Origin of the sequence: Microbacterium sp. SGAir0570 (assembly GCF_005491085.2) — a bacterium.
Lineage (GTDB): Bacteria > Actinomycetota > Actinomycetes > Actinomycetales > Microbacteriaceae > Microbacterium > Microbacterium arborescens.
Genome location: NZ_CP027929.1, coordinates 3,345,748 through 3,367,332, shown reverse-complemented (window position 1 = coordinate 3,367,332; position 21,585 = coordinate 3,345,748). Strand labels below are relative to the sequence as shown.

General features: G+C 69.0%; 17 protein-coding genes and 1 pseudogene. 13 read left to right on the top strand and 5 right to left on the bottom strand.

The window, feature by feature from the left end; translation table 11 throughout:
• The first annotated feature begins 41 nt into the window (after nucleotides 1-41).
• The 6 genes from C1N74_RS15905 to C1N74_RS15880 all read left to right on the top strand — a co-directional run bounded on the left by C1N74_RS15905 (nucleotide 42) and on the right by C1N74_RS15880 (nucleotide 6,808).
• A complete protein-coding gene (locus tag C1N74_RS15905; RefSeq protein WP_088379743.1) occupies nucleotides 42-1,475 on the top strand; it encodes a CCA tRNA nucleotidyltransferase in 1,434 nt (477 codons plus the stop codon).
• 78 nt (nucleotides 1,476-1,553) lie between these two features.
• Complete coding sequence (locus C1N74_RS15900; RefSeq protein WP_137750906.1) at nucleotides 1,554-2,882, top strand: GAF domain-containing protein; 1,329 nt, start codon at nucleotides 1,554-1,556, stop codon at nucleotides 2,880-2,882.
• A gap of 74 nt (nucleotides 2,883-2,956) precedes the next feature.
• Nucleotides 2,957-3,493: a putative glycolipid-binding domain-containing protein gene (locus C1N74_RS15895; protein WP_258317949.1), complete on the top strand. Its 537-nt coding sequence runs from the start codon at nucleotides 2,957-2,959 to the stop codon at nucleotides 3,491-3,493.
• A gap of 28 nt (nucleotides 3,494-3,521) precedes the next feature.
• Nucleotides 3,522-5,684: a 4-alpha-glucanotransferase gene (gene malQ, locus C1N74_RS15890; RefSeq protein ID WP_258317948.1), complete on the top strand. Its 2,163-nt coding sequence runs from the start codon at nucleotides 3,522-3,524 to the stop codon at nucleotides 5,682-5,684.
• An 85-nt stretch (nucleotides 5,685-5,769) separates the two neighbouring features.
• A complete protein-coding gene (locus C1N74_RS15885) occupies nucleotides 5,770-6,279 on the top strand; it encodes a DUF2231 domain-containing protein (RefSeq protein ID WP_023953462.1) in 510 nt (169 codons plus the stop codon).
• 13 nt (nucleotides 6,280-6,292) lie between these two features.
• On the top strand, nucleotides 6,293-6,808 hold the full coding sequence (locus C1N74_RS15880) for a DUF2231 domain-containing protein (protein WP_023953464.1): 516 nt from the start codon (nucleotides 6,293-6,295) through the stop codon (nucleotides 6,806-6,808).
• Between the two features lie 71 nt (nucleotides 6,809-6,879).
• On the opposite strand, the gene C1N74_RS15875 is transcribed toward C1N74_RS15880, so the two are convergent.
• Entirely contained in the window at nucleotides 6,880-10,554 is a 3,675-nt protein-coding gene (locus tag C1N74_RS15875; protein ID WP_137750903.1) for a family 43 glycosylhydrolase, read from the bottom strand.
• A gap of 268 nt (nucleotides 10,555-10,822) precedes the next feature.
• On the opposite strand from C1N74_RS15875, the gene C1N74_RS15870 reads away from it, so the two are divergent.
• Together C1N74_RS15870 and C1N74_RS15865 are read left to right on the top strand one after the other, a co-directional pair.
• Nucleotides 10,823-12,370, top strand: a complete 1,548-nt coding sequence (locus C1N74_RS15870) for an aldehyde dehydrogenase family protein (protein ID WP_023953468.1) — start codon at nucleotides 10,823-10,825, stop codon at nucleotides 12,368-12,370.
• A gap of 19 nt (nucleotides 12,371-12,389) precedes the next feature.
• On the top strand, nucleotides 12,390-12,794 hold the full coding sequence (locus C1N74_RS15865; RefSeq protein WP_036304733.1) for a DUF779 domain-containing protein: 405 nt from the start codon (nucleotides 12,390-12,392) through the stop codon (nucleotides 12,792-12,794).
• 74 nt (nucleotides 12,795-12,868) lie between these two features.
• Here the strand turns inward: C1N74_RS15865 and C1N74_RS15860 are convergent, their stop codons facing one another.
• Together C1N74_RS15860 and C1N74_RS15855 are read right to left on the bottom strand one after the other, a co-directional pair.
• Complete coding sequence (locus C1N74_RS15860; RefSeq protein ID WP_071918849.1) at nucleotides 12,869-13,372, bottom strand: GNAT family N-acetyltransferase; 504 nt, start codon at nucleotides 13,370-13,372, stop codon at nucleotides 12,869-12,871.
• Nucleotides 13,369-13,719: a helix-turn-helix transcriptional regulator gene (locus C1N74_RS15855; RefSeq protein WP_181405560.1), complete on the bottom strand. Its 351-nt coding sequence runs from the start codon at nucleotides 13,717-13,719 to the stop codon at nucleotides 13,369-13,371. Before C1N74_RS15855 ends, C1N74_RS15860 begins: the two co-directional genes overlap by 4 nt.
• A 90-nt stretch (nucleotides 13,720-13,809) precedes the next feature.
• Here C1N74_RS15855 and C1N74_RS15850 point away from each other — a divergent pair.
• The 5 genes and pseudogenes from C1N74_RS15850 (at nucleotide 13,810) to C1N74_RS15830 (ending at nucleotide 18,651) form a co-directional block, all read left to right on the top strand.
• Nucleotides 13,810-15,108 (top strand): annotated as a pseudogene (locus C1N74_RS15850) (FAD-dependent oxidoreductase).
• An 87-nt stretch (nucleotides 15,109-15,195) separates the two neighbouring features.
• Nucleotides 15,196-16,158: a thioredoxin-disulfide reductase gene (gene trxB, locus C1N74_RS15845; RefSeq protein ID WP_071918851.1), complete on the top strand. Its 963-nt coding sequence runs from the start codon at nucleotides 15,196-15,198 to the stop codon at nucleotides 16,156-16,158.
• Nucleotides 16,155-17,249, top strand: a complete 1,095-nt coding sequence (gene arsB / locus C1N74_RS15840) for an ACR3 family arsenite efflux transporter (protein WP_023953475.1) — start codon at nucleotides 16,155-16,157, stop codon at nucleotides 17,247-17,249. Before trxB ends, arsB begins: the two co-directional genes overlap by 4 nt.
• Entirely contained in the window at nucleotides 17,246-18,238 is a 993-nt protein-coding gene (locus tag C1N74_RS15835; RefSeq protein WP_071918852.1) for a metalloregulator ArsR/SmtB family transcription factor, read from the top strand. The genes arsB and C1N74_RS15835 overlap by 4 nt, the downstream gene beginning before the upstream one ends.
• Before the next feature lie 11 nt (nucleotides 18,239-18,249).
• The gene (locus C1N74_RS15830; protein ID WP_137750901.1) at nucleotides 18,250-18,651 is read left to right on the top strand and encodes an arsenate reductase ArsC; all 402 of its coding nucleotides are present in this window, start codon (nucleotides 18,250-18,252) and stop codon (nucleotides 18,649-18,651) included.
• Between the two features lie 56 nt (nucleotides 18,652-18,707).
• On the opposite strand, the gene C1N74_RS15825 is transcribed toward C1N74_RS15830, so the two are convergent.
• Both C1N74_RS15825 and C1N74_RS15820 read right to left on the bottom strand, forming a co-directional pair.
• Complete coding sequence (locus C1N74_RS15825) at nucleotides 18,708-19,304, bottom strand: DUF305 domain-containing protein (protein WP_023953481.1); 597 nt, start codon at nucleotides 19,302-19,304, stop codon at nucleotides 18,708-18,710.
• A 55-nt stretch (nucleotides 19,305-19,359) separates the two neighbouring features.
• Nucleotides 19,360-21,453 (bottom strand): heavy metal translocating P-type ATPase, encoded by a 2,094-nt coding sequence (locus C1N74_RS15820; RefSeq protein ID WP_375538047.1) that lies wholly within the window; start codon nucleotides 21,451-21,453, stop codon nucleotides 19,360-19,362.
• Nucleotides 21,454-21,585: the final 132 nt, after the last annotated feature.

Below are 21,585 nucleotides of genomic sequence, written 5' to 3'. Positions count from 1 at the left end.
GCGCTGGGGGAGGGGCGGACGAGCCCGGTAGGCTCGGACGCATGCTGAACATGGCCGAGGGTGTCGCGCGCCTGGGCGCCCTGGCAGCATCTCCGGTCGTCTCGACACTCGCCGGCGCTTTCGAGCGTGCGGGCTTCGAGCTGGCGATCGTCGGCGGTCCCGTACGAGATGCGTTGCTGGGGCGCGCGACCAACGACCTCGACTTCACGACGAACGCCCGACCCGACGACATCCTGCGCATCGTCGAGCCCCTGGCGACCGCGACGTGGGACATCGGCCGCGCCTTCGGCACGATCGGTGCGAAGGTGCGCGGCGAGCAGATCGAGATCACGACCTACCGAGCGGACAGCTACGACGGCGTGACCCGAAAGCCGACCGTCGAGTTCGGTGACACGCTCGAGCAGGATCTCGCGCGCCGGGATTTCACCGTCAACGCCATGGCGCTGCGTGTTCCGGGACCCTCGCTCGTCGACCCGACGGGCGGGGTCGAGGATCTCGTCGCGACGACGCTGCGGACGCCGAGCGATCCCGCCGTGAGCTTCGGCGACGACCCGCTACGGATGCTGCGTGCCGCCCGCTTCGCTTCTCAGCTCGGCTTCTCGCTCGATCCCGCCACAGAGCAGGCGATGACCGAGCTGCGTGAGACGCTCTCGATCGTGAGCCCCGAGCGGGTGCAGGGCGAGCTGGTGAAGCTGCTGCGCACCGACGACCCCGCACGCGGCATCCGGCTGCTCGTCGACACCGGCCTCATGCAGCTCGTGCTGCCCGAGGTGCCGGCGCTGCGCCTCGAGATCGACGAGCACCATCACCACAAGGACGTCTACGAGCACTCGCTGACGGTGCTGCGCCAGGCGATCGAGCTCGAGCACGAGCGTAACCCCGGCGCGGAGCCCGACGTGGTGCTGCGCCTCGCGGCGCTCCTCCACGACATCGGCAAGCCCGCGACGCGCAAGCTCGAGCCCGGCGGGGGAGTGAGCTTCCACCACCACGACATCAAGGGGTCCCGGATGGCGCGCAAGCGCCTGCAGGCCCTGCGCTTCGACTCCGACACGATCTCGTCGGTGAGTCGCCTCGTCGAACTGCACCTGCGGTTCTTCGGTTACTCGGAAGGCGCCTGGACGGATTCGGCCGTCAGGCGCTACGTCCGCGACGCGGGTGACGAACTCGAGCGACTGCACATCCTCACGCGCGCCGACGTCACGACGCGGAACAAGCGCAAGGCCGCTCGCCTGAAGTCGGCGTACGACGACATCGAGCGACGCATCGACGAGCTGGCGGCCGCGGAAGAGCTCGGCGCCATGCGCCCGGAACTCGACGGCAACCGCATCCAGGCGATCCTCGGCATCGGCCCCGGCCGCGAGGTGGGCGAGGCGTACCGGTTCCTGCTCGACATCCGGCTCGACGAGGGCATGATCGGTGAGGATGCCGCGGAGCGTCGCCTGCGGGAGTGGTGGACCGTGCGCTCCGACGCGTGACGAGTCGACGAGCCCTACCGCGACGAGCCCGTCCGGCTTAGGCTGAGGGCGCTCCTTCACCGCCGATCGGAGTCGCCCGTGTCCTCGTCGTGGTCCGCGCAGTGGGATGTCGCACCCGAGTCGTCCCGTCTGCTGATCGAGCGCGCGCACGACGAGCTGTTGGCCGGAACCGATGCCGAGCGCCGTCTGCAGGACGTGCGGTCGCTCGTCCGCGATTCGTGGCGCCGGTCGATGGCGAACCTCGTCGGTGCCGAGGCGCTGCCTCCGCTCGAGTTCGACGAGCGCGCCCTCGCCGCCTACCGCAGCGCCCACCCACTCGCCGGTGTCATGGACATGGTCCGTGCGCTGCTCGTCCCGAGCCCCGACTCCGGGGTCGTCGTCGCCGTCGGGGATGCCGCCGGCCGGCTGCTCTGGGTCGAGGGCGACACGAGCGTCCGAACCCTGACGGGCGACATGGGCTTCGTCGCGGGGGCCAACTGGTCGGAGTCCGCCGTGGGCACCTCGGCACCGGGGACGGCCCTGCAGCTCGACCGATCGGTGCAGATCCGGGGCGCCGAGCACTTCAACCGTCTCGTGCAGCCCTGGTCCTGCACGGCCGCTCCCGTGCACGACCCGGAGACCCGCCGACTGCTCGGGGTCATCGACGTGACCGGCCGTGCAGAGGCCGCGAGTCCGCAGGCACGGCTGCTCGTCGACGCGACGGCACGTGCGATCGAGAGCGAGGTTCTCGTCGCCCGGCTGCGCTCTCGGACAGAGCGTCCGCGCGGCTTCACGCGATCCCGGAGTCGCGTGGGCTCGGTGCCGACGGCGTCGACTCTCCGCGTTCTCGGCAGGGACCGTGCGCTCCTCGAGATCGCCGGCGTCGGCGGTGAGCGGGTCGTCGAGGTGTCGGCCCGGCACGCCGACATCCTGCTGATGCTTGCGACGCACCGGCAGGGCCTGTCGGCGGAGCGGCTCGCGGAGCTCGTCTACGGTCCCGACGCCACCGACACCCTCCGCCCTGAGATGGTGCGGCTGCGGCGGGTGCTCGAACGAGCCGCGCCGCATCTCGTACCGCTGTCGCGGCCCTACCGTCTGCCCGCTGACCTCGAGACCGATGCGCAGCAGGTGGCGTCGCTGCTCGACCGTGGTGCGCACCGCGTCGCGCTCGCGGCGTATCCGGGCCCCGTCCTGCCCGACTCGTGCGCTCCCGGAACCGAGGAGGTGCGCAACCGCCTCCGGGCGTCGCTCCGCGAAGCGCTGATGGCCGAAGCATCGGTGGACGTCCTCCTGGCATACCTCGAGACGGACGAGGCCACCGACGACGCGGAGATTCTCCAGCTATGCCTGCGACTGCTGCCGGCGCGGTCGCCGAAGCGGGCGGGCATCGTCGCACGCCTGACCGCGCTCGGCAACCCCGACGAGTGACCGTTCCGTCGCCGCCGAGCCGCTGACAGGATGGCGACGCAATGTTGCACGTGAAACATCGGGAGGAGGCACGCGTGAGGACGACACGGATCTCATGGACCGGCATCGGGTCCGTCGAGACGATCGAGCGATGCACCACGGAATATTCCGATGACGGCATCCGCATCGTCGGAGAGGTCGACGGCGGCGACGAGCCGTGTCGGTATGCCGTCAGTCTCGCGCCCGACGGCACCCTCCGCCACGCGACGATCGCATCGGGCGACCGCGCGACGCAGATCGAGCATGTCGACGGCGCTTGGACGGTCGACGGTGAGGAGCGACCCGACCTCGCCGGCGCGACCGACGTCGACATCACCGCGACCCCCGCCACCAATGCGCTCCCGATCCGGCGCCTCGGACTCGCCGTCGGGAGCCGCGCCGACATCGAGGTGGCCTGGGTGCAGGTTCCGTCGCTCGAGGTGCGGCTCGGGCGGCAGCGCTACACCCGCGTCGGCCCGCGCGCATACTGCTTCGAGTCTCGCGACCGCGAGTTCCGACGCACGCTCACTGTCGACGCGGACGGATTCGTGCTCAGCTACCCCGGCCTGTTCGAGCGGGTGACGGGTTCGTGAGAGCCGCACAGAGCGAGGAGACGAGGACATGACGATGAGCGACGCGCCCACTGCCGACGACGCCCCCGGCGAGGCGCTCGTCTCACTGGCCGAGGCCTACGGGATCGCGACGGAGTACTGGTCGTTCTCCGGCGAGCAGGTCCACGTGCCCGGCACGACCCTGCGCGCGGTGCTCGCCGCGATGGGCGTCGTGGCGGACGACGACGAGGCCGTCGAGCGCGCCCTCGCCGAGCGCGCGGCGGAACCATGGCGACGACTCGTGGCGGCGTCGACGGTCGTGCGTCAGGGCACCGGGTCGATCGAGCTGCACGTCGCCGACGGCTCCGACGTCGAGGTCGTGCTCGTGCTGGAGGACGGTTCGATCCGTCCCCTGCCGATAGCCGAGCAGCAACCGGTCGCCCGCAGCATCGACGGCCGGACGCGCTGGCGGGTGCGGGTCGCCGTGCCCGCCGACGTCCCGCTGGGGTGGCACACGGTGCAGGCGCGGCAGTACGGCGGAGCAGATGAGCTCCTCGCGAGCGGCACGCTCGTCGTCACGCCGCCGCGATTGACACCGCCCCCGGGCGAGTCGGGACGCCGCTCGTGGGGCCTGATGGCTCAGCTCTACTCGGTGCGATCGCATCGGTCGTGGGGGATGGGGGACTTCGCCGACCTGGCCGACCTCGCCGCTGTCGCAGGGGAGTCCGGAGCCGACTACCTCCTGATCAACCCGGTGCACGCCGCGGAGGTGACCACACCGATCGAGCCGTCACCGTACCTGCCGTCGTCGCGGCGGTTCCTCGCTCCGCTCTACATCCGCCCCGAGCTCATTCCCGAATCGGCATACCTCTCGAATCGGGCACGGGAACGGTTCATGCAGCTGAACCGGAGCGCCAGCTCGACCGACGGAGATCCCGAGCGCATCGACCGCGACCTCGTCTGGACCGCCAAGCGCGAGGCGCTCGCGCTCATCCACGACGTACCCCTCTCGCCGGCGCGACGCGCTCGTCACGATGCTTTCGCTCGCTCCCAGGGCGCCGCCCTCGCCGACTTCGCGCTGTGGTGCGCGGTCCGCGAGCACGAGGCGGCGACCGGCGACCGGCTGCCGGAGGGCATCGCGATCGACGATCCCGCGGTGCTGGAGCTGCGTGACAGACTGTCGGACCGCATCGCGTTCCACGTGTGGCTGCAATGGGTCGTCGACGAGCAGCTCTCCGATGCCGCCGCGGCGGCATCGGCATCCGGAATGCGGATCGGGATCATGCACGACCTCGCGGTAGGCGTCTCGACGGCCGGGTCCGACGCATGGTCGCTGCGCGACCTCTACGCCCCGGGCGTCGTCGTGGGCGCACCCCCCGACATGTACAACCAGCAGGGTCAGAACTGGAATCAGCCGCCGTGGCTGCCGCAAGCCCTCGCCGAGCACGCCTACGCGCCCCTGCGCGACATGCTCCGGTCGCTTCTGCGCCATGCGGGCGCCCTGCGCATCGACCACATCCTCGGCTTCTTCCGCCTGTGGTGGATCCCCGAGGGGCTCGGCCCGGGGGAGGGCACCTACGTCCGATACGACCATGAGGCGATGATCGGCGTTCTCGCTCTCGAAGCGCACCGGGCCGGAGCACTCGTCATCGGCGAGGACCTCGGTCTCGTGGAGCCGTGGGTGCGCGACTATCTCGCGGAGCGCGGCATCCTCGGAACGTCGGTCCTGTGGTTCGAGACCGATGACGACGGCGGGCCACTCGCTCCCGAGCGGTACCGCACCGACGTGCTCGCCACCGTCAACACGCATGATCTGCCGCCCACGGCCGGATATCTCGACGGCGAACATGTCGCGCTGCGCGCACGGCTCGGTCTGCTCACGCGGTCGGTCGACGACGAGCTCGCGGATTTCGAGCGCGAGCGCGACCGGATGCTAGCGGAGCTGCGCTCGCGCGGACTGATCTCCGATGGCGCGAGCGAGCAGGAGGTCGTCGAGGCGCTCCACGTCTTCCTCGCCGCATCGCCCTCGCGGCTGCTCGGCGTCTCGCTCGTCGACGCCGTCGGCGAGAAGCGCGTGCAGAATCAGCCGGGAACCGACGACGAGTATCCCAACTGGCAGGTGCCATTGGCGGATGCTGCCGGGCGGGCGGTGATGCTCGACGAGCTCGCGTCGCTTCCGCGATATCGCTCGTTGGTCGACGCCGTGGAGCGGGCGCTGCGCTCCGTCTCGTAGAGGTCGTGCGCCGGGCTTGTCAACCCGGTACGTGCGACACCGGGCATCGCCCGTACGGTCAGGGCGTCGAACGAGAGGAGACGCCATGGTCGACACCGCACCCCTCACGCGGGCGAAGTACCCGCGGTCGCTCATCGCGGGGCCCTACGGGCACCCGTTCCATGCGATCGCGATCATCCTGCCGATCGGCGCCTGGGTGTCGGCATCCGTCTTCGACGTCATCGCCGTCGCGAGTCCGGATGCCGCCGTCTTCGCCCTCGGCGCCCGCATCCTCATCGCGATCGGTCTTCTGGGTGCCGTCGTGGCCGCTGTGCTGGGGCTGATCGACTGGAGCAGCATCCCCAGAGACACCCCCGCGCGGGCCACGGGGCTGACCCACATGATCCTGAACCTCATCGCGATGGCGGTGTTCGCCGGCAGCCTCGCCCTGCGCGTCGACGAAGAGACGGTTCCGACCCTCGCGATGATCGCGAGCTTCGCCGGACTCGCCCTGCTGTCGGTGTCGGGGTGGCTCGGCGGCAAGCTCGCCCACACCTTCGGCGTCCGCGTCGCGACCGAGACGACCCAGGCCGAGGGCCTGGAACCGCTGCCCTGACCGAGGAGAGATGATGACCGACCTGGACACCCGTCCCGACAAGCGGCCTGCGAACCCCCTGGCAGGTCCCTACGGACACCCGTTCCACCCGATCGCCGTCACGATTCCGATCGGGGCGTGGATCGCGAGCTTCGTCTTCGACATCATCGGCCTCATCGTCGCCGACCCCACCCCGTACGCCGTGGGTTCGCGCGTCCTCATCGGGATCGGTCTCGTCGGCAGCCTCGTCGCCATCGTGCTCGGCATCTTCGACTACCTCCGCATCCCCGATCGGACGCGCTCGTCGAGCACCGCCACGATCCACATGGGGCTCAACTTCGTGGTGTGCGGTGCGTATCTGTTCCAGCTCTTCCTGCGGACCTCCACCGACGACATCCCCATCGCCGGGGTGATCTTCAGCGCCGTGAGCCTGCTGATCCTCAGCGCGTCGGGATGGCTCGGCGGCAAGCTCGCCTACCGCTACGGCGTGCGCGTGGCTCACGAGTCGAAGCAGGCGGAGGGCTTCGTCACGCGACGCAGCCGGCGCTGAGCGCTGGTGAAACGGGCGGCGACCTTCGGGAGAGAAGGCCGCCGCCCGTTTCACGGCGGCGTGCGCCGGTGTCAGGCGGTGCCGGACCGGCGCGCGGGTCGGATCGACCACAGGACGCCTCCCGCGACGAGCATGAGCGCAGCCAGCAACGCGGCGCCGAGCGGCGCCTGGGCGCCGGTGACGGCCAGCTGCACGGAGGCGGTCACGGTGATCGGCACGCTGCCGATCACCTGACCGTCGGCGCCGAAGACCACGATCGTGTGACTGCCCGTAGCCAGATCGGCAGGGATGCGGACGTCGAACGCGACGCGCCCGTTCGCATCGGCGGTGGGGATGCCGGTGACCCGGATCGGGTCGCTCCGCAGTTCAGCGGCCACCTGTTCGCCGGAGTCGAGTCCGGTCACCGTCACCCGCACGGACCGCCCGCGCTCGACCGTCGTCGCCGAGACCGAGACGACCGGCGCCGTGGTGCCGGGTTCGGTCGGGTTGGGCTCGGTCGGGTTGGGCTCGGTCGTGCCGGGCACCTCGCGGGGATCGACGCTCGCGAGCGTCGGCGTCACCGTCTGGAACAGTCCGTCCTCGCCGATCTCGAGGCGGTCGATCGTCGTCTCGCGGTTGGTGCCGTTGCCGCCGGGGATCGCGAACCGGTGGTAGGCGATGTACCACTCGTCCGTTCCCGGGACGTTGATGATCGAGCTGTGGCCGGTGCCGAGGATGCCCCGCGACGGGTTCTTCTGCAAGAGGATGCCGCGGTAGGTCCACGGCCCGTCGATGCTCGTCGACGTCGCGTAGCCGACGCGGTAGTTCTCCGAACCGGTGTCGTCGATCGAGTACGTCAGGTGGTACGTCCCGTCGCGGTAGTTCAGGAAGAGTCCCTCGCGGAAGTCGGGCAATCCGTCGATGGGCCGGATCGTCTCCTCCTCGACGCTCAGCATGTCGTCTGACAGCTCGCCGTAGACGGGTCGTCCGTTGCCCCAGAAGAGGTACGACTTGCCGGTCTCGGGGTCGGTGAACGCGGCCGGATCGATCGCCTGACCGCTGTTGACGGCCTCGGCGTTGGTGATCATCGGCTCCGCCTGCGCGGTGAACGGACCCTGGGGACTGTCGGCGACGGCGACGCCGATCATCTTGCGGTTCGCGTTCGGCTCATGCCCGCTGAAGTAGAAGTAGTACTTTCCGCCCTTCTCGATGATCGTCGGAGCCCACGCATTCCCAGTGGCCCACGGAACGTTCCCGTTCGCGCCGTCGAGCGTCAGGATGGGCTCGTCCGACCGTGTCCAGTCGATCAGGTTCTTCGACGTCCAGACGTAGAACGTGTTGCCGCCCCACCCAGGGGTGCCGTCGGTGGTCGCGTAGATGTAATAGGTGTCAGCGAACACGGCGATGTTCGGATCGGCGTACAGCCCCGGCAGCACCGGGCTCTTCATCTCCACAGCCTCGAGCGTCCAGACGACGTCGGGCTGTCCCGGTGTGGTGAGCGTGACCGTGGCGGGTGTGCTCAGGTCGTGCACGGTGCCCGACGCGGGTGTGGCGGTGGTGCCGGATGCTGTGGTGAACACGGGGCGCAGCTGCGTGAGATCCGTGCCGCGGTTCACCGGGAACACGACCGTGCGGGCGTCGGTGTCGACCAGCGGTGCGACCTTGAGGGCACCGGCATCCTGCAGGCTGACGGCCCCGAGCGCTGCGGTGTTGCCGGAGTTCTGCACGATCTCTTCGGCGCTCAGAGCGCGGTTGTACAGCGCGAACTCGCGCATCTGCCCGCGGAAGAGGTTGTCGGCGTCGTAGACCGACTTGCCCAGGTAGTTCGCGAGCGTGCTGCCGCCGCCGATGTCCCCGGGGCGCACCGTCACGTCGGTGTTCTCGGCGACCTGTTGACCGTCGAGGTACAGCCGTGCCGTGTTTCCGCTCAGCGTGTAGGTGAGGTGCACCCAGCGGTCGCGGGGAAGGGCCGCGCCTGACGTGACGTTCTGCTCGCCGCTCCAGTTACCGGTGGTCAGTGCCGCGCGGTACTGGTCGCCCGTCGAGAACAGGTAGCCGTTGCCGGCACCGTCGCCGCCGGTGTTGCCGAAACCGTAGAGGAAGTACGGAGTGCGCTGGGCCGGGTCGATCCGCAGTTCCGCCTCGACCGTGATGTCGTCGACGCCGACGAGGACGTTGTCGGGCAGGTCGACGTAGTCGTCGGTGCCGTCGAAGGCGAGCGCGCCGTCGGCGAACGTCGCTCCGCCGCGCACCTGAGCGTCACGCCCGGCGCCGGAACGGTCGTGCAGCACGGCGCCTGCGGCATCCGTGAAGTCGTAGTGCAGCAGCTCGCCCTTCTCGTTCGCGTCGAGGGGTTGCGGCAGGTCGGCGCGCAGCGCCTCGAGCTCGGCGGCGGTCACCGGCATGACCGTGCCGTGGCGCGGGCTCGCCGGAAGGCGGTAGCTCGCCGGCACCTGCCAGTCCGGCGCGTCGAGGTCGTCCGTTCCCAGGGGGATGTAGCCGCGTCCGCCGTACTCGTCGACGAAGAGGTAGTAGTTCGAACCGGAGGTGTCGCCGGGGTTGGCCGCGAAGATGGTCGGGCCTTCGACGGCACCGAGGCCCGCATCGCGACCGATGCAGCTGTCGATCAGCTTCCAGGCGGGGTCGCCGGGGTTCCAGCCGGGAGCGTTGCGATCGTCGACGGCGGTCAGGCTGGACGAGGACTCCTGGATGATGTCGCGGCATCCGGTCGTGCTGGCTTCATCCTTCGTGAACCGGTAGTACGTGCCGTTGTCCTCGAGCACCGTGGAGTCGATGCGCGATGCTCCGAAGTCCTGCCAGACCTTCGGCTCGCTGAACGTCGTGAAGTCGCGCGTGGTCGCGTACATCATGGTCTGGTAGAAGCTGCCCGTGTGGTTCGGGTCGTCCTCGCCGAAGAGCGACGATGCCCAGAACACGACGTACTCGCCGAGTGTCTCGTCGTAGTACGCCTCGGGCGCCCAGGTGTTGCCCGCGTTGTCGGGGGCGACGCGGACGTGGCGCTGCTCGCTCCAGGTGACGAGGTCGTGCGACTCCCACACCTCGAGGTACTTCGAACCCTGCGTCTGCGCTCGGCCCCAGTCGCCGTTCCGCCCGATGGAGAGGTCGGTGGCGATGAGGTAGAACGTGTCGCCCTCGGGGGATCGGATGAGGAACGGGTCGCGCAGGCCCCGCTCGCCCTCCGTGGAGGTGAGCGTCGGCTGGCCACCGTTGAGCTCGGTCCACGACAGCGCGTCGTTGCCGTTGCTGGCGGCGAAGTAGATGTTCTCGCCCGCCACGGAGTTTCCCGTGAAGTAGGCGAAGGTGTAGCCCTCGAAGGCTCCGATGTTCGCGGCCTTGCGCACCGCGGCCGGGAAGGAGCGGGTGAGCGTCGACGCGCCCTTCGTCACGGATGCCGTCAGCGCGACGGTGGTGTCTTCCCCGGGACGCGTGACGATGCCGTCAGCGGTGATGACACTCGTGTCGGCCGACGACCAGGTCACGTCGAGTCCCCGCGACGTCGTCGGCAGCGTGAGGTTGCCGCGCACGTCGTCGATGTTCGTGACGGTGAGGGCGTCGAGGGCGGCCTGCGCGACCTGATCGTCGGGGGTATCGACGAGCGCGACCTGCCCGGAATGCTGAAGTGGTCCGGCAGCCTGAGCTACGGCGGGAACGACGAGCGGCGCGGCTACGAGTGCAGCGACGAGCGGGACGGCGAGCGTCCAGGGATGGTGTCGGCGCCAGGGCGCCGGGCGAGTGGATGCGGGCACGGGGGAACCTCTCGTATGCGACGTTGCATGGCCGTCAGCTCTGACGACGCTGAAATGTTAGCGCTCACAATTGCCGCAGCGCCAGTGCGCGGCATCCGGCCCTTCCGACGCCGAGGACGCGCATCTGCAGGGTGTTGACCCCCCAGAACCGTGCGGATGCGCCTCCTCGCCGTTGCCTGACGAGCCGTGCAACGCGTTGCAACGTGGCGCGGCGTAGCGTGCCCGACACCACCGCAGCACCGGCGCTGCGGGGAGTCGAGGAGATGACATGACCATCGTCGAAGAGGGCGTCTCGAGCGTCTACGCCGCTCCCGGTCAGCGTGGAGCCGTCGCAGAGTATCGAGCCCGCTACGGGCACTACATCGGCGGCGAGTTCGTCGAACCCGTCAAGGGGCAGTACTTCGAGAACATCACGCCCGTCACCGGGAAACCGTTCTGCGAGGTGGGTCGCGGCACCGTCGAAGACATCGACCGTGCCGTCGATGTCGCCTGGCAGGCGTTCGCGTCGTGGAAGAAGACCACGCCGGCCGAACGCGCCGTCATCCTGAACAAGATCGCCGACCGCATGGAGCAGCACCTCGAGAAGATCGCGGTGGCCGAGACATGGGAGAACGGCAAGCCCGTCCGCGAGACGCTCGCCGCCGACATCCCCCTCGCGATCGACCACTTCCGCTACTTCGCGGGGGTTCTGCGCGCCCAGGAGGGCTCGCTCAGCCAGATCGACGAAGACACCGTCGCCTATCACTTCCACGAGCCGCTCGGCGTGGTGGGGCAGATCATCCCGTGGAACTTCCCGATCCTCATGGCGACGTGGAAGCTCGCGCCCGCGCTCGCCGCCGGCAACTGCGTCGTGCTGAAGCCCGCCGAGCAGACGCCCGCGTCGATCCTGTTCCTCTTCGAACTGATCGGCGACCTGCTGCCCGCCGGCGTCGTGAACATCGTCAACGGCTTCGGCATCGAGGCGGGCGCGCCGCTCGCGCAGCACCGCCGCATCCGCAAGGTCGCGTTCACGGGCGAGACGACGACGGGGCGATTGATCATGCAGTACGCCTCGCAGAACCTCATCCCCGTCACGCTCGAACTCGGTGGCAAGAGCGCCAACGTGTTCTTCGAGGATGTCGCGCGCGAGCGCGACGACTACTACGACAAGGCCCTCGAGGGGTTCACGTTCTTCGCGCTCAACCAGGGCGAGGTGTGCACGTGCCCGTCGCGGGCGCTCATCCAGCGGTCGGTGTACGACTCGTTCCTCGGCGACGGCCTCGACCGAGTCGGCAAGATCGTGCAGGGCAACCCGCTCGACCCGGCGACGATGATCGGTGCGCAGGCATCCAATGATCAGCTCGAGAAGATCCTGTCGTACATCGACATCGGCAAGGCCGGAGGAGCGAAGCTGCTCGCCGGCGGCGATCGGGTCGACCTCGGCGGCGAGCTGAGCGGCGGGTACTACGTCGCCCCGACGGTCTTCGAGGGCACGAACGACATGCGCATCTTCCAGGAGGAGATCTTCGGCCCGGTCGTCTCGGTGACGAGCTTCGACGACTTCGACGACGCGATCGGCATCGCGAACGACACCCTCTACGGGCTCGGCGCGGGCGTCTGGAGCCGCTCGGGCGACACCGCCTACCGGGCAGGCCGTGCGATCGAGGCGGGGCGCGTGTGGACGAACACCTATCACCAGTACCCCGCCCACGCCGCCTTCGGCGGGTACAAGCAGTCGGGCATCGGTCGCGAGAACCACCTCAAGATGCTCGACCACTACCAGCAGACGAAGAACCTCCTCGTGTCGTACGCCGAAGGCGCGATGGGCTTCTTCTGAGCCGCATCCACTCATCGACATGTCGAACGACACGTACAGCAGGGTCGCGGTGACCGACGCCGCCGCGGCCCTGCTGCGCGACCTCACCGCCCAGCACGGGCCGCTGATGTTCCATCAGTCGGGCGGATGCTGCGACGGCTCCGCCCCCATGTGCTATCCGGTCGGGATGTTCATCACGGGCCCCGCCGACGTGAAGCTCGGTGAGCTCGATGTCGGCCTCGACGACCCGATCGAGGTGTTCATCTCGCTCGCCCAGTTCGAGTACTGGAAGTACACGCACATCACGATCGACGCCGTGCCTGGTCGCGGTGCCGGATTCAGCGTCGAGGGACCGACGGGAATGCGGTTCATCATCCGGTCGCGCATGCTCGACGACGCCGAGCTGGTGGCCCTCGGACTGGCGCCGGCGTTGCCGTCGTCGTAGGGTCGGATGTTCCCCATGTGCGTCGCGGCACAGCGGGTTCGGTGCGCCATGGCCTCGGCAGGGGGGAGGGCGGCTCAGCGCCGGCGCCGCTCGATGAGTATGGTGTCGCGCCAGGTGCCCGCCCAGGGGCCGTGAGACATGTAGGCGATACGTTCGCGCTGGCCGATGCGGCGGAAGCCGACGCGTTCGTGCAGGGCGAGGCTGGCGGTGTTCTCGGGGAAGATGCTGGCTTGCACTGTCCAGATGCCCGCGGCGTCAGCTGCGCGCAGGAAGGAGGTGAGGAGTGTCGTGCCGATGCCGCGCCCGCGGGCGTGGTCGGCAACATAGACGGAGTGCTCTACGACTCCTCGGTAGACCTCGCGTGCGGAAACGCGGGATGCGGCAACCCAGCCGAGGACGGAGCCGGCGGGATCCGCGGCGACGAGTCGGCCGACCTGGAGCTTTGCCCGGTCGAAGTCAGCCCAGGACGGGGGTTCGCGCTCGAACGTCGCGTTTCCTGCCGCGATTCCTTCGCGGTAGATCATCTCGACCTCGGGCCAGTCCTTCTCGCCCATGGCCCGGACGGCGGTGTCGCTCATCCGCGGAGAGCGCGCGATGCGGCGTCGAGAGCATCGGTGACGACGCGGTAGTAGGCCCATCGGCCGCGCTGCTCGCGGGTGACAAGACCGACTTCGACGAGCTGCTTCATGTGGTGCGAGACGGTCGGCTGCGAGAGGCCGACGGGCTCGGTGAGGTCGCAGATGCACGCCTCCCCATCGGCGGATGCGGCGATCAGAGACAGCAGGCGTACGCGCGTGGGGTCGCCGAGCGCTTTGAATGTCCGGGCGGTGCGCTCAGCATCTTCGAGCGAGATCACGGCTCCGGTCACCGCAGCGCAGCAGGTGTCGCCCTCCGCGGAGGAGAGAAGCGGGAGCTGTGCAGTCATCGTGCAATCCTCTCATGACAGATTGACAATCATCGATGTACAGACGATGCTCTATCCATCGATGTTCGTCAATGAATGGATGAGGGTGCTGTGGAGAACGTCTTGCCGGTGGCTGTGATCGGTGCGGGCCCCCAGGGTCTCGCCGCGGCTGCGCACCTGATGGAGCGAGGGGTGCCTGTCGTGGTGCTTTAGGCTGGCGCTTCTCCGGCGGCTGCGGTCGCGGAGTGGGGGCATGTGCGACTGTTCTCCGAATGGCCCGAGTTGATCGACGCGGCGAGCTCTCGTCTTCTCGCAGGCTCGGGGTGGCAAGCCCCGACGACGGGATACCCCACGGGGGAGCAGTGGATCGAGGAGTATCTCGCGCCCCTGGCTGTCGCCCTGGGTGATCGCGTCCGCTACGACGCTCGGGTGACGGGAGTTTCTCGGCTCGGCCGAGACCGCCTTGTCGATGCGGGCCGGGGAGATCAGCCCTTCACTGTTCACGTCTCATCCGCTCAGGGGGAGGAGTATCGGCTGCAAGCGCGAGCTGTGATCGACGCATCCGGCACCTGGTCGACGCCCAACCCTGCGGGAGCTGACGGGCTCCCCGCCATCGGTGAGGCGGCATCCGCGGACCTGCTCTCGTACCGCATCCCCGACTTTCGTGACCGTGCTGGTTTCGCCGGCAAGCACACCGTCGTCATCGGTTCGGGGCACTCCGCAGTGACGGCTGTGCTGGCCCTCGCGCGAATGGCTCGCCGTGACCCCGCGACGACGGTGACTTGGGCGCTGCGCCGAGCGACCGCCGGGAACGCCTTCGGCGGGGGCGAGGCGGACGAGCTTCCCGCGCGCGGTGCGTTGGGGATCAAAGCCAAGGAGTATGTCGACGCCGGTCTGGTGTCCCTCGTCACGGGATTCCGGGTCGAACGCGTGACCCGTGACCGTACGCGCCCCATTCTGGTCGCGGAGGACGGCCGCACTCTCACCGCTGACCGGGTGGTGGTCCTCACCGGCTTCCGTCCCGATCTGTCTCTCCTCTCCGAGCTGCGGTTGGAGCTGGACCCGACGCTCCAGGCGCCGGTTCGGATCGCCGCGGAGGTCGATCCGAACGTACACTCCTGCGGTTCCGTCGCCGCGACCGGCGCCGCTGACCTCGCGCAGCCCGAACCGGACTTCTACCTCGTCGGGGCGAAGTCCTACGGCCGTGCGCCGACATTCCTCGCGCTCACCGGGTACGAGCAGGTGCGCAGCGTTGCAGCCGAGATCGCGGGCGATCGCGAAGCCGCCCGCCGCGTCGAGCTCGTCCTCCCGGACACCGGTGTCTGCGGCGGCGCAGGGCTGTTCGACGCATCCGGCGCGTCGCTGGGTGGGGCGTGCTGCGCGCCTCCGGTGCTGCAGATCGGGCGGTAGCCGGCGCCCTCACGGCCGGCTCAGCGGCGGAGGAGAGCTGTCCAGGTCGGTTTTGCGGGTTGTATTGGTTTCTGTCAATATAGACACATGTCGATTCAAGAGGTTGAGCTGGTCATCGTCGGGTCAGGCCCCTCGGGCTACACGGCGGCGGTGTACGCGGCCCGGGCCGGGCTCGCCCCCGCCGTCATCGCGGGTTCGGTCACCGCGGGCGGTGCCCTCATGACAACGACGGAGGTGGAGAACTTCCCCGGTTTCGTCGATGGCATCCAGGGGCCGGAACTGATGGACACGATGCGTCGGCAGGCCGAACGCTTCGGCGCGCGCGTCCTCCTCGACGACGCTGTGCGCGTCGATCTCGAATCCGACACGAAGATCATCCAGACGGGCGCCGGACTGACCTTCCACGCCCGCGCGGTCATCCTCGCCATGGGCTCCGCGTACCGGAAGCTGGGGCTTCCCGGAGAGGAGCGCCTGTCGGGTCACGGCGTCTCGTGGTGTGCGACGTGCGATGGGTTCTTCTTCCGGGACCAGGACATCGTCGTGGTCGGTGGCGGGGACTCGGCCATGGAGGAAGCCCTGTTCCTCACGCGGTTCGCGCGGAAGGTGACCGTCGTCCACCGCCGCAGCTCGTTCCGGGCATCCAAGATCATGGCGAAGCGTGTGCTCGAGCACCCGAAGATCGACGTCGCGTGGAACAACGAGGTCGCAGCCCTGCAGGGCGACGAAAAGGTGCAGGGCGTTCGCCTCCGCGACACCGTCACCGGGGCCGAGCGTGACCTTCCGGTGACGGGCGTGTTCGTCGCGATCGGCCACGACCCCCGCTCCGAGTTGGTCACCGGACAGGTCGCGACGGACGCCGATGGATACGTGCTGGTCGAGCACCCTTCCACGCGCACCTCACTCACCGGGGTGTTCGCGGCCGGCGACCTCGTCGACCACACCTACCGGCAGGCGATCACGGCCGCCGGCACGGGATGCGCGGCAGCACAGGACGCGCAGCACTACATCGCTGCGCTCGAGGTCCCCGAACTGTCGGAGGCTCTCGCGTGACCGACGCAGCTCCCGTCACGCGCCGCCTCTCGACCCTCGACCGGTGGCTGCCGTTGTGGATCGGCGTGGCGATGGCCGGCGGCATCCTTCTCGGCCGATTCGTCCCGGGGCTGTCCGACATGCTCGCCCGCCTCGAGGTCGGCGGGATCTCTCTTCCGATCGCGCTCGGGCTGCTGATCATGATGTACCCGGTGCTCGCGAAGGTCCGCTACGACAAGGTCGCCGCCGTCACCGGCGACACGAAGCTCCTCGTCTCGTCGCTGGCCCTGAACTGGATCGCTGGGCCGGCGTTGATGTTCGCCCTCGCGTGGGTGTTCCTGCCGGACCTGCCCGAGTACCGTACGGGGCTGATCATCGTCGGCCTCGCGCGATGCATCGCCATGGTCGTGATCTGGAACGACCTCGCCTGCGGGGACCGGGAAGCGGCGGCGGTGCTCGTCGCGATCAACTCGGTGTTCCAGGTCATCGCGTTCTCGGTCCTCGGCTGGTTCTACCTCACCGTTCTTCCCGGCTGGCTCGGCCTCGACAGTCACGGCCTGGACGTCTCGGTCTGGCAGATCGCGCTCAATGTGCTCATCTTCCTCGGCGTGCCCCTCGTCGCCGGGTTCGCCTCCCGTCTCATCGGGGAAGGTCGCAAGGGCCGCGTCTGGTACGAGGACTCGTTCCTCCCCCAGATCGGACCATGGGCGCTCTACGGGCTGCTGTTCACGATCGTGCTGCTGTTCGCGCTCCAGGGGGAACAGGTCACCTCCCGGCCGTTGGACGTCGTCCGGATCGCGCTGCCGCTGCTGGTCTATTTCGCCGTCATGTGGTTCGCCGGCTTCGTCACCGGGAAGAGCCTCGGGCTGGGCTATGCGCGCTCGTCGACGCTCGCATTCACCGCGGCGGGCAACAACTTCGAACTCGCCATCGCCGTCGCGATCGGCACCTTCGGCGCCACTTCCGGGCAGGCGCTCGCCGGTGTCGTCGGGCCCTTGATCGAGGTTCCCGTGCTGGTCGGCCTGGTCTACGTCTCGCTGTGGGCTGCGCGAGCATGGTTCCGCGTCGACCCTTACGCGATGCCCGAACCCGCCCTCGAAAGGACTCGATGATGAGCGCCCCCACAGCCACCGAAGCCGACACCTGCGCCCCGTCGCCCACGCACGCGATCGGAGACGAGGCGGCCGCGGCGATCGCCACCACACTGAAGGCGCTGTCCGATCCGCTGCGGTTGCGGATGCTGTCGGCGATCGCGACCGACGCACGGGGAGAATCGTGCGTGTGCGACCTCGCGGAACTGGCCGAGGTGTCGCAGCCCACGGTGTCGCACCACCTGAAGGTGCTCCGCGACACCGGAGTGCTCACCTCCGAGCGGCGCGGCACCTGGGTCTGGTATCGGATCGACCCGGCGCTCCGTCCGGCGGTGACGACGCTGCTCGACTCGTTCGCGCCCGCCGCCATCGCCCCTGTCCGCCCCGAGCATGCGGGGCTCGAGAACGTCGACGACGCCCTCACCCGCCTGGCGGAAGCGCTCCATCAGGACTACCGCCAGCTCGACGGCGGCCTGGTGGCGACGATCGTCCGCGAGTCGTACACGGCCTTGGCCAAGAGCGCTCGGGTGAAGAACCACCTGCTGTCGCTCACCGACCGGTTCGCGCGCCAACGCCTCACCGACATCACCCGTGACCGTACGCAAGGAAAGCCGCAGGTGCTGTTCGTCTGCGTCGCGAACGCAGGGAGATCGCAGCTCGCCGCCGCACTGGTGAATCAACGCTCGGCCGGCGCCGTCGTGGCACGCTCGGCCGGATCGACCCCGGCTGCCGAGATCCACCCTCACGTGCAACCCCTCATCGACGAGCTGACCCCGGCCGACGACGAAGCGCGGTTCCCCAAACCGCTGACCGATGACGCCGTCCGCGCAGCTGACGTCGTCGTCACCATGGGCTGCGGCGACGTCTGCCCCATCATCCCCGGCGTCCGCTACGAGGACTGGACCGTGGGCGACCCCGCCCTCGCCTCCGCAGAAGGCGTCGCCGCGATCTGCGACGACATCGCCCGACGCGTCGACGCTCTTCTCGCCACACTCACCCCCACCCGCTGACCGGAGCCACCATGACCGACACCAAGCCTTCCGTCCTCTTCGTCTGCGTGCACAACGCCGGTCGCTCGCAGATGGCCGCGGGGTTCCTCCGCGACATCGCCGGCGACCGCATCGAGGTCCGCTCCGCCGGGTCCATGCCCGCCGATCGGATCAACCCGGTCGCGGTCGAGGCGATGGCCGAGCTCGGCATCGACATCACCGCCGAGCAGCCGAAGGTGCTCACGACCGAGGCCGTGCAGGCATCCGACGTCGTCATCACGATGGGATGCGGTGACGCTTGCCCGTTCTTCCCCGGCAAGCGCTACGAGGACTGGAAGCTCGACGACCCCGCGGGTCAGGGCATCGACTCCGTCCGGCCGATCCGCGACGACATCCACGCACGGATCCGGCAGCTCGTCAGCGAACTCATCTGACGGGGTGCGGCCCGCTCGCGCATGAGCGCCCCTCGGGACCGTGGGGTGTCGGCGGATCACAGGGTCGCGAGGATCTCCTTCATCGTGGCGATCTCTTCCGTCTGCGCCTCGATGATCGTCTCAGCGAGTGCGACGGCGTCGCGGTTCTGGCCGTTGTCTACCTCGTCCTGGGCCATGTCGACGGCGCCCTCGTGATGCCGGATCATCTGCTGGAGGAACAGGCGTCCGGCGTCCGCACCGCTGGCCTCGTCGAGGGCCCGCATGTCCTCGTCGGACATCATCCCGCTGCCGTGATCCATGCCGTCCATGCTGTGCGGATCGGTCCCCCATCGTCGGAGCCATTGATCCATCGTCCGCATCTCGGGCTCCTGTGCAGCCTTGATGTCCTCAGCGAGCGACACGACGCGGTCGTCGACACCGTCCTTGCTGAGGAGGACGTCGGACATCTCGACGGCCTGCGCGTGATGCTCCTTCATCATGCGTGCGAACATGATGTCGGCGTCGTTCGCATCCGCTGTCATTGCAGGTGCGGACGAGCGGTCGTGGTCCATGCCTACCATCCCGTTGTCGGTACCGGTGTCGCCGGCGCAGCCCGACAGGGCGAGCAGTGCAGTGAGTGCGAGTGCGGCGATGGCCGCGGGTCGAATCGTCATGAGTGTCCTCCCAGGATGATGATGGGGCGCGACATCGCCGGTCTGTCTTCGCCGCCTAGCTCGTTGTCGCAGCGTCCGGTCGGAGGTCCAGCCTGCGCAGCAGCTGCGCGTTGAGCGCGACGACGACCGTGGAGAGAGACATCAGCACGGCCCCGACGGACATCGGCAGCACGAACCCGAGAGGGGCGAGCACGCCGGCCGCGAGCGGGACGGAGAGCAGGTTGTAACCGGCGGCCCACCAGAGGTTCTGCTTCATCTTCCGGTAGCTCGCCCGCGACAGTGCGATCACCGCCAGCACCGACCGCGGGTCATCGCTGGCGAGGATGACACCTGCCGACGCGATCGCCACATCGGTGCCCGCGCCGATCGCGATGCCGACGTCGGCCTGCGCGAGTGCAGGCGCATCGTTCACTCCGTCTCCGACCATCGCGACCTTACGGCCCTCGCTCTGCAGCTCCCTGACCTTCGAGGCCTTGTCCTCGGGGCGCACCCCGGCGAAGTACCTGTCGATGTCGAGCTCGCGCGCGACGGAGGCGGCGACCGCGTCGGCGTCGCCGGTGATCATGACGACCTGCACGCCACGCTCATGGAGAGCGGCGACCGCACGACGCGACTCCGCGCGGATCTCATCTGCCAGGCGAATCGCGCCCGCGACCTGCCCGTCGATGAGCACGTGCAGGATGATCGCACCCTCGTTGCGCCAGTCGTCGGCGACCGGTAGCTCGTGGGCGTCTTCCTGCTCGAGCATGTACGGTCCGCCGACCTGCACGATGTGGCCGTCGACACGCGCGCGTACCCCGACCGCCGGAGAGGACTCGAAGTCGGTCGAAGACGGAACCGGGCGAGTCTTCTCGTCCGCCGCGTTCACGATCGCCCGCGCCAACGGATGTTCGGAGTCCGTCTCCGCTGCCGCCGCCAACGCCAACAGCTGCTCAGCATCCATTCCCGAGACCGGAGCGATCGCGGTCACGGCGGGCATGCCCTTGGTGAGCGTGCCGGTCTTGTCGAACAGAACGGTGTCGACAGAGCGCATCCTCTCCAGCGCGAGGCGATCCTTGACCAGTACGCCGCCACGGGCGGCCCGTTCCGTCGCGATCGACACGACCAGCGGAATGGCCAGGCCGAGAGCATGCGGGCAGGCGATCACCAGCACGGTGATGGTGCGGACGACCGCGGCATCCGGCATACCGACAGCCGTCCACACGATCGCGGTGATCGCCGCCGCGCCAAGTGCGAACCAGAACAACCACCCCGCAGCTTTGTCGGCGAGTCGTTGCGCCCGAGACGAAGAGCTCTGCGCCTCGGTGACGAGTCTCCGGATGCCGGCGAGAGCAGTGTCCTCGCCGATCGCGGCGATCTCCACCCGGACCCCGGAATCGGTCGCGACGGTGCCGGCGATCACCGGGTCGCCGTCGCTGCGACGTACCGGTCGGGACTCCCCGGTGATCATCGACTCGTCCATGCTGGCCGAGCCCTGCACGATGCGCCCATCCGCGGGAACGCGTCCGCCGGGGCGCACCACCACGACATCGCCCACCTGCAGGTCGGCAGGCGCGACGGTGACGGTCGTGTCGCCCTCCACCTTCTCCGCCTCGTCGGGCAGCAATGCGGCCAGGGAATCCAGCGCCGAGGTCGTCTGAGCGAGGGAGCGCATCTCGATCCAATGGCCCAGCAGCATGATCACGATCAGCAGCGCCAGCTCCCACCAGAAGTCCAGCTCATGGTGCAGCAGGCCCAGGCCGGCGCCCCAGGACGCGACGAACGCGACCGTGATCGCCAGGGCGATCAGCAGCATCATCCCGGGCCTGCGAGCTCGGATCTCGCTCACTGCACCGGTGAGGAACGGCGCACCTCCCCACACGTACATGACGGTTCCGAGAACCGGGGATACCCACCCGACCCACGCGGCATCCGGCAACGGGTACCCGAGCAGCATCGAGAACATCATCGAGAACCCCACGACAGGCACCGCGAGGATCAGCATGATCCAGAACAACCGCCGGAACTGGCCCACATGATCGCCGTGTCCGCCGTGTTCCGGCGAGGCGCCGTGATCGTGGCTCATCGCCGTGTGGTCATGTGTCGTCGTGGGCGCATCGCCGTGGTTCTCGTGCGCGGCGTGAGGGCTGTGTTCGTCGTGCTGTCCCATCGGAACCTCCTGGCCGGATGCGCCCCAGCGTTCGCGTCACTCGGGCCGCGGTCAGTGCGACCGGGCGTCGCGTGCCCCTCGAGTTACGGAGGACGTGTCGTCAAGGTCACCATATACCCCCCAGGGGTATAG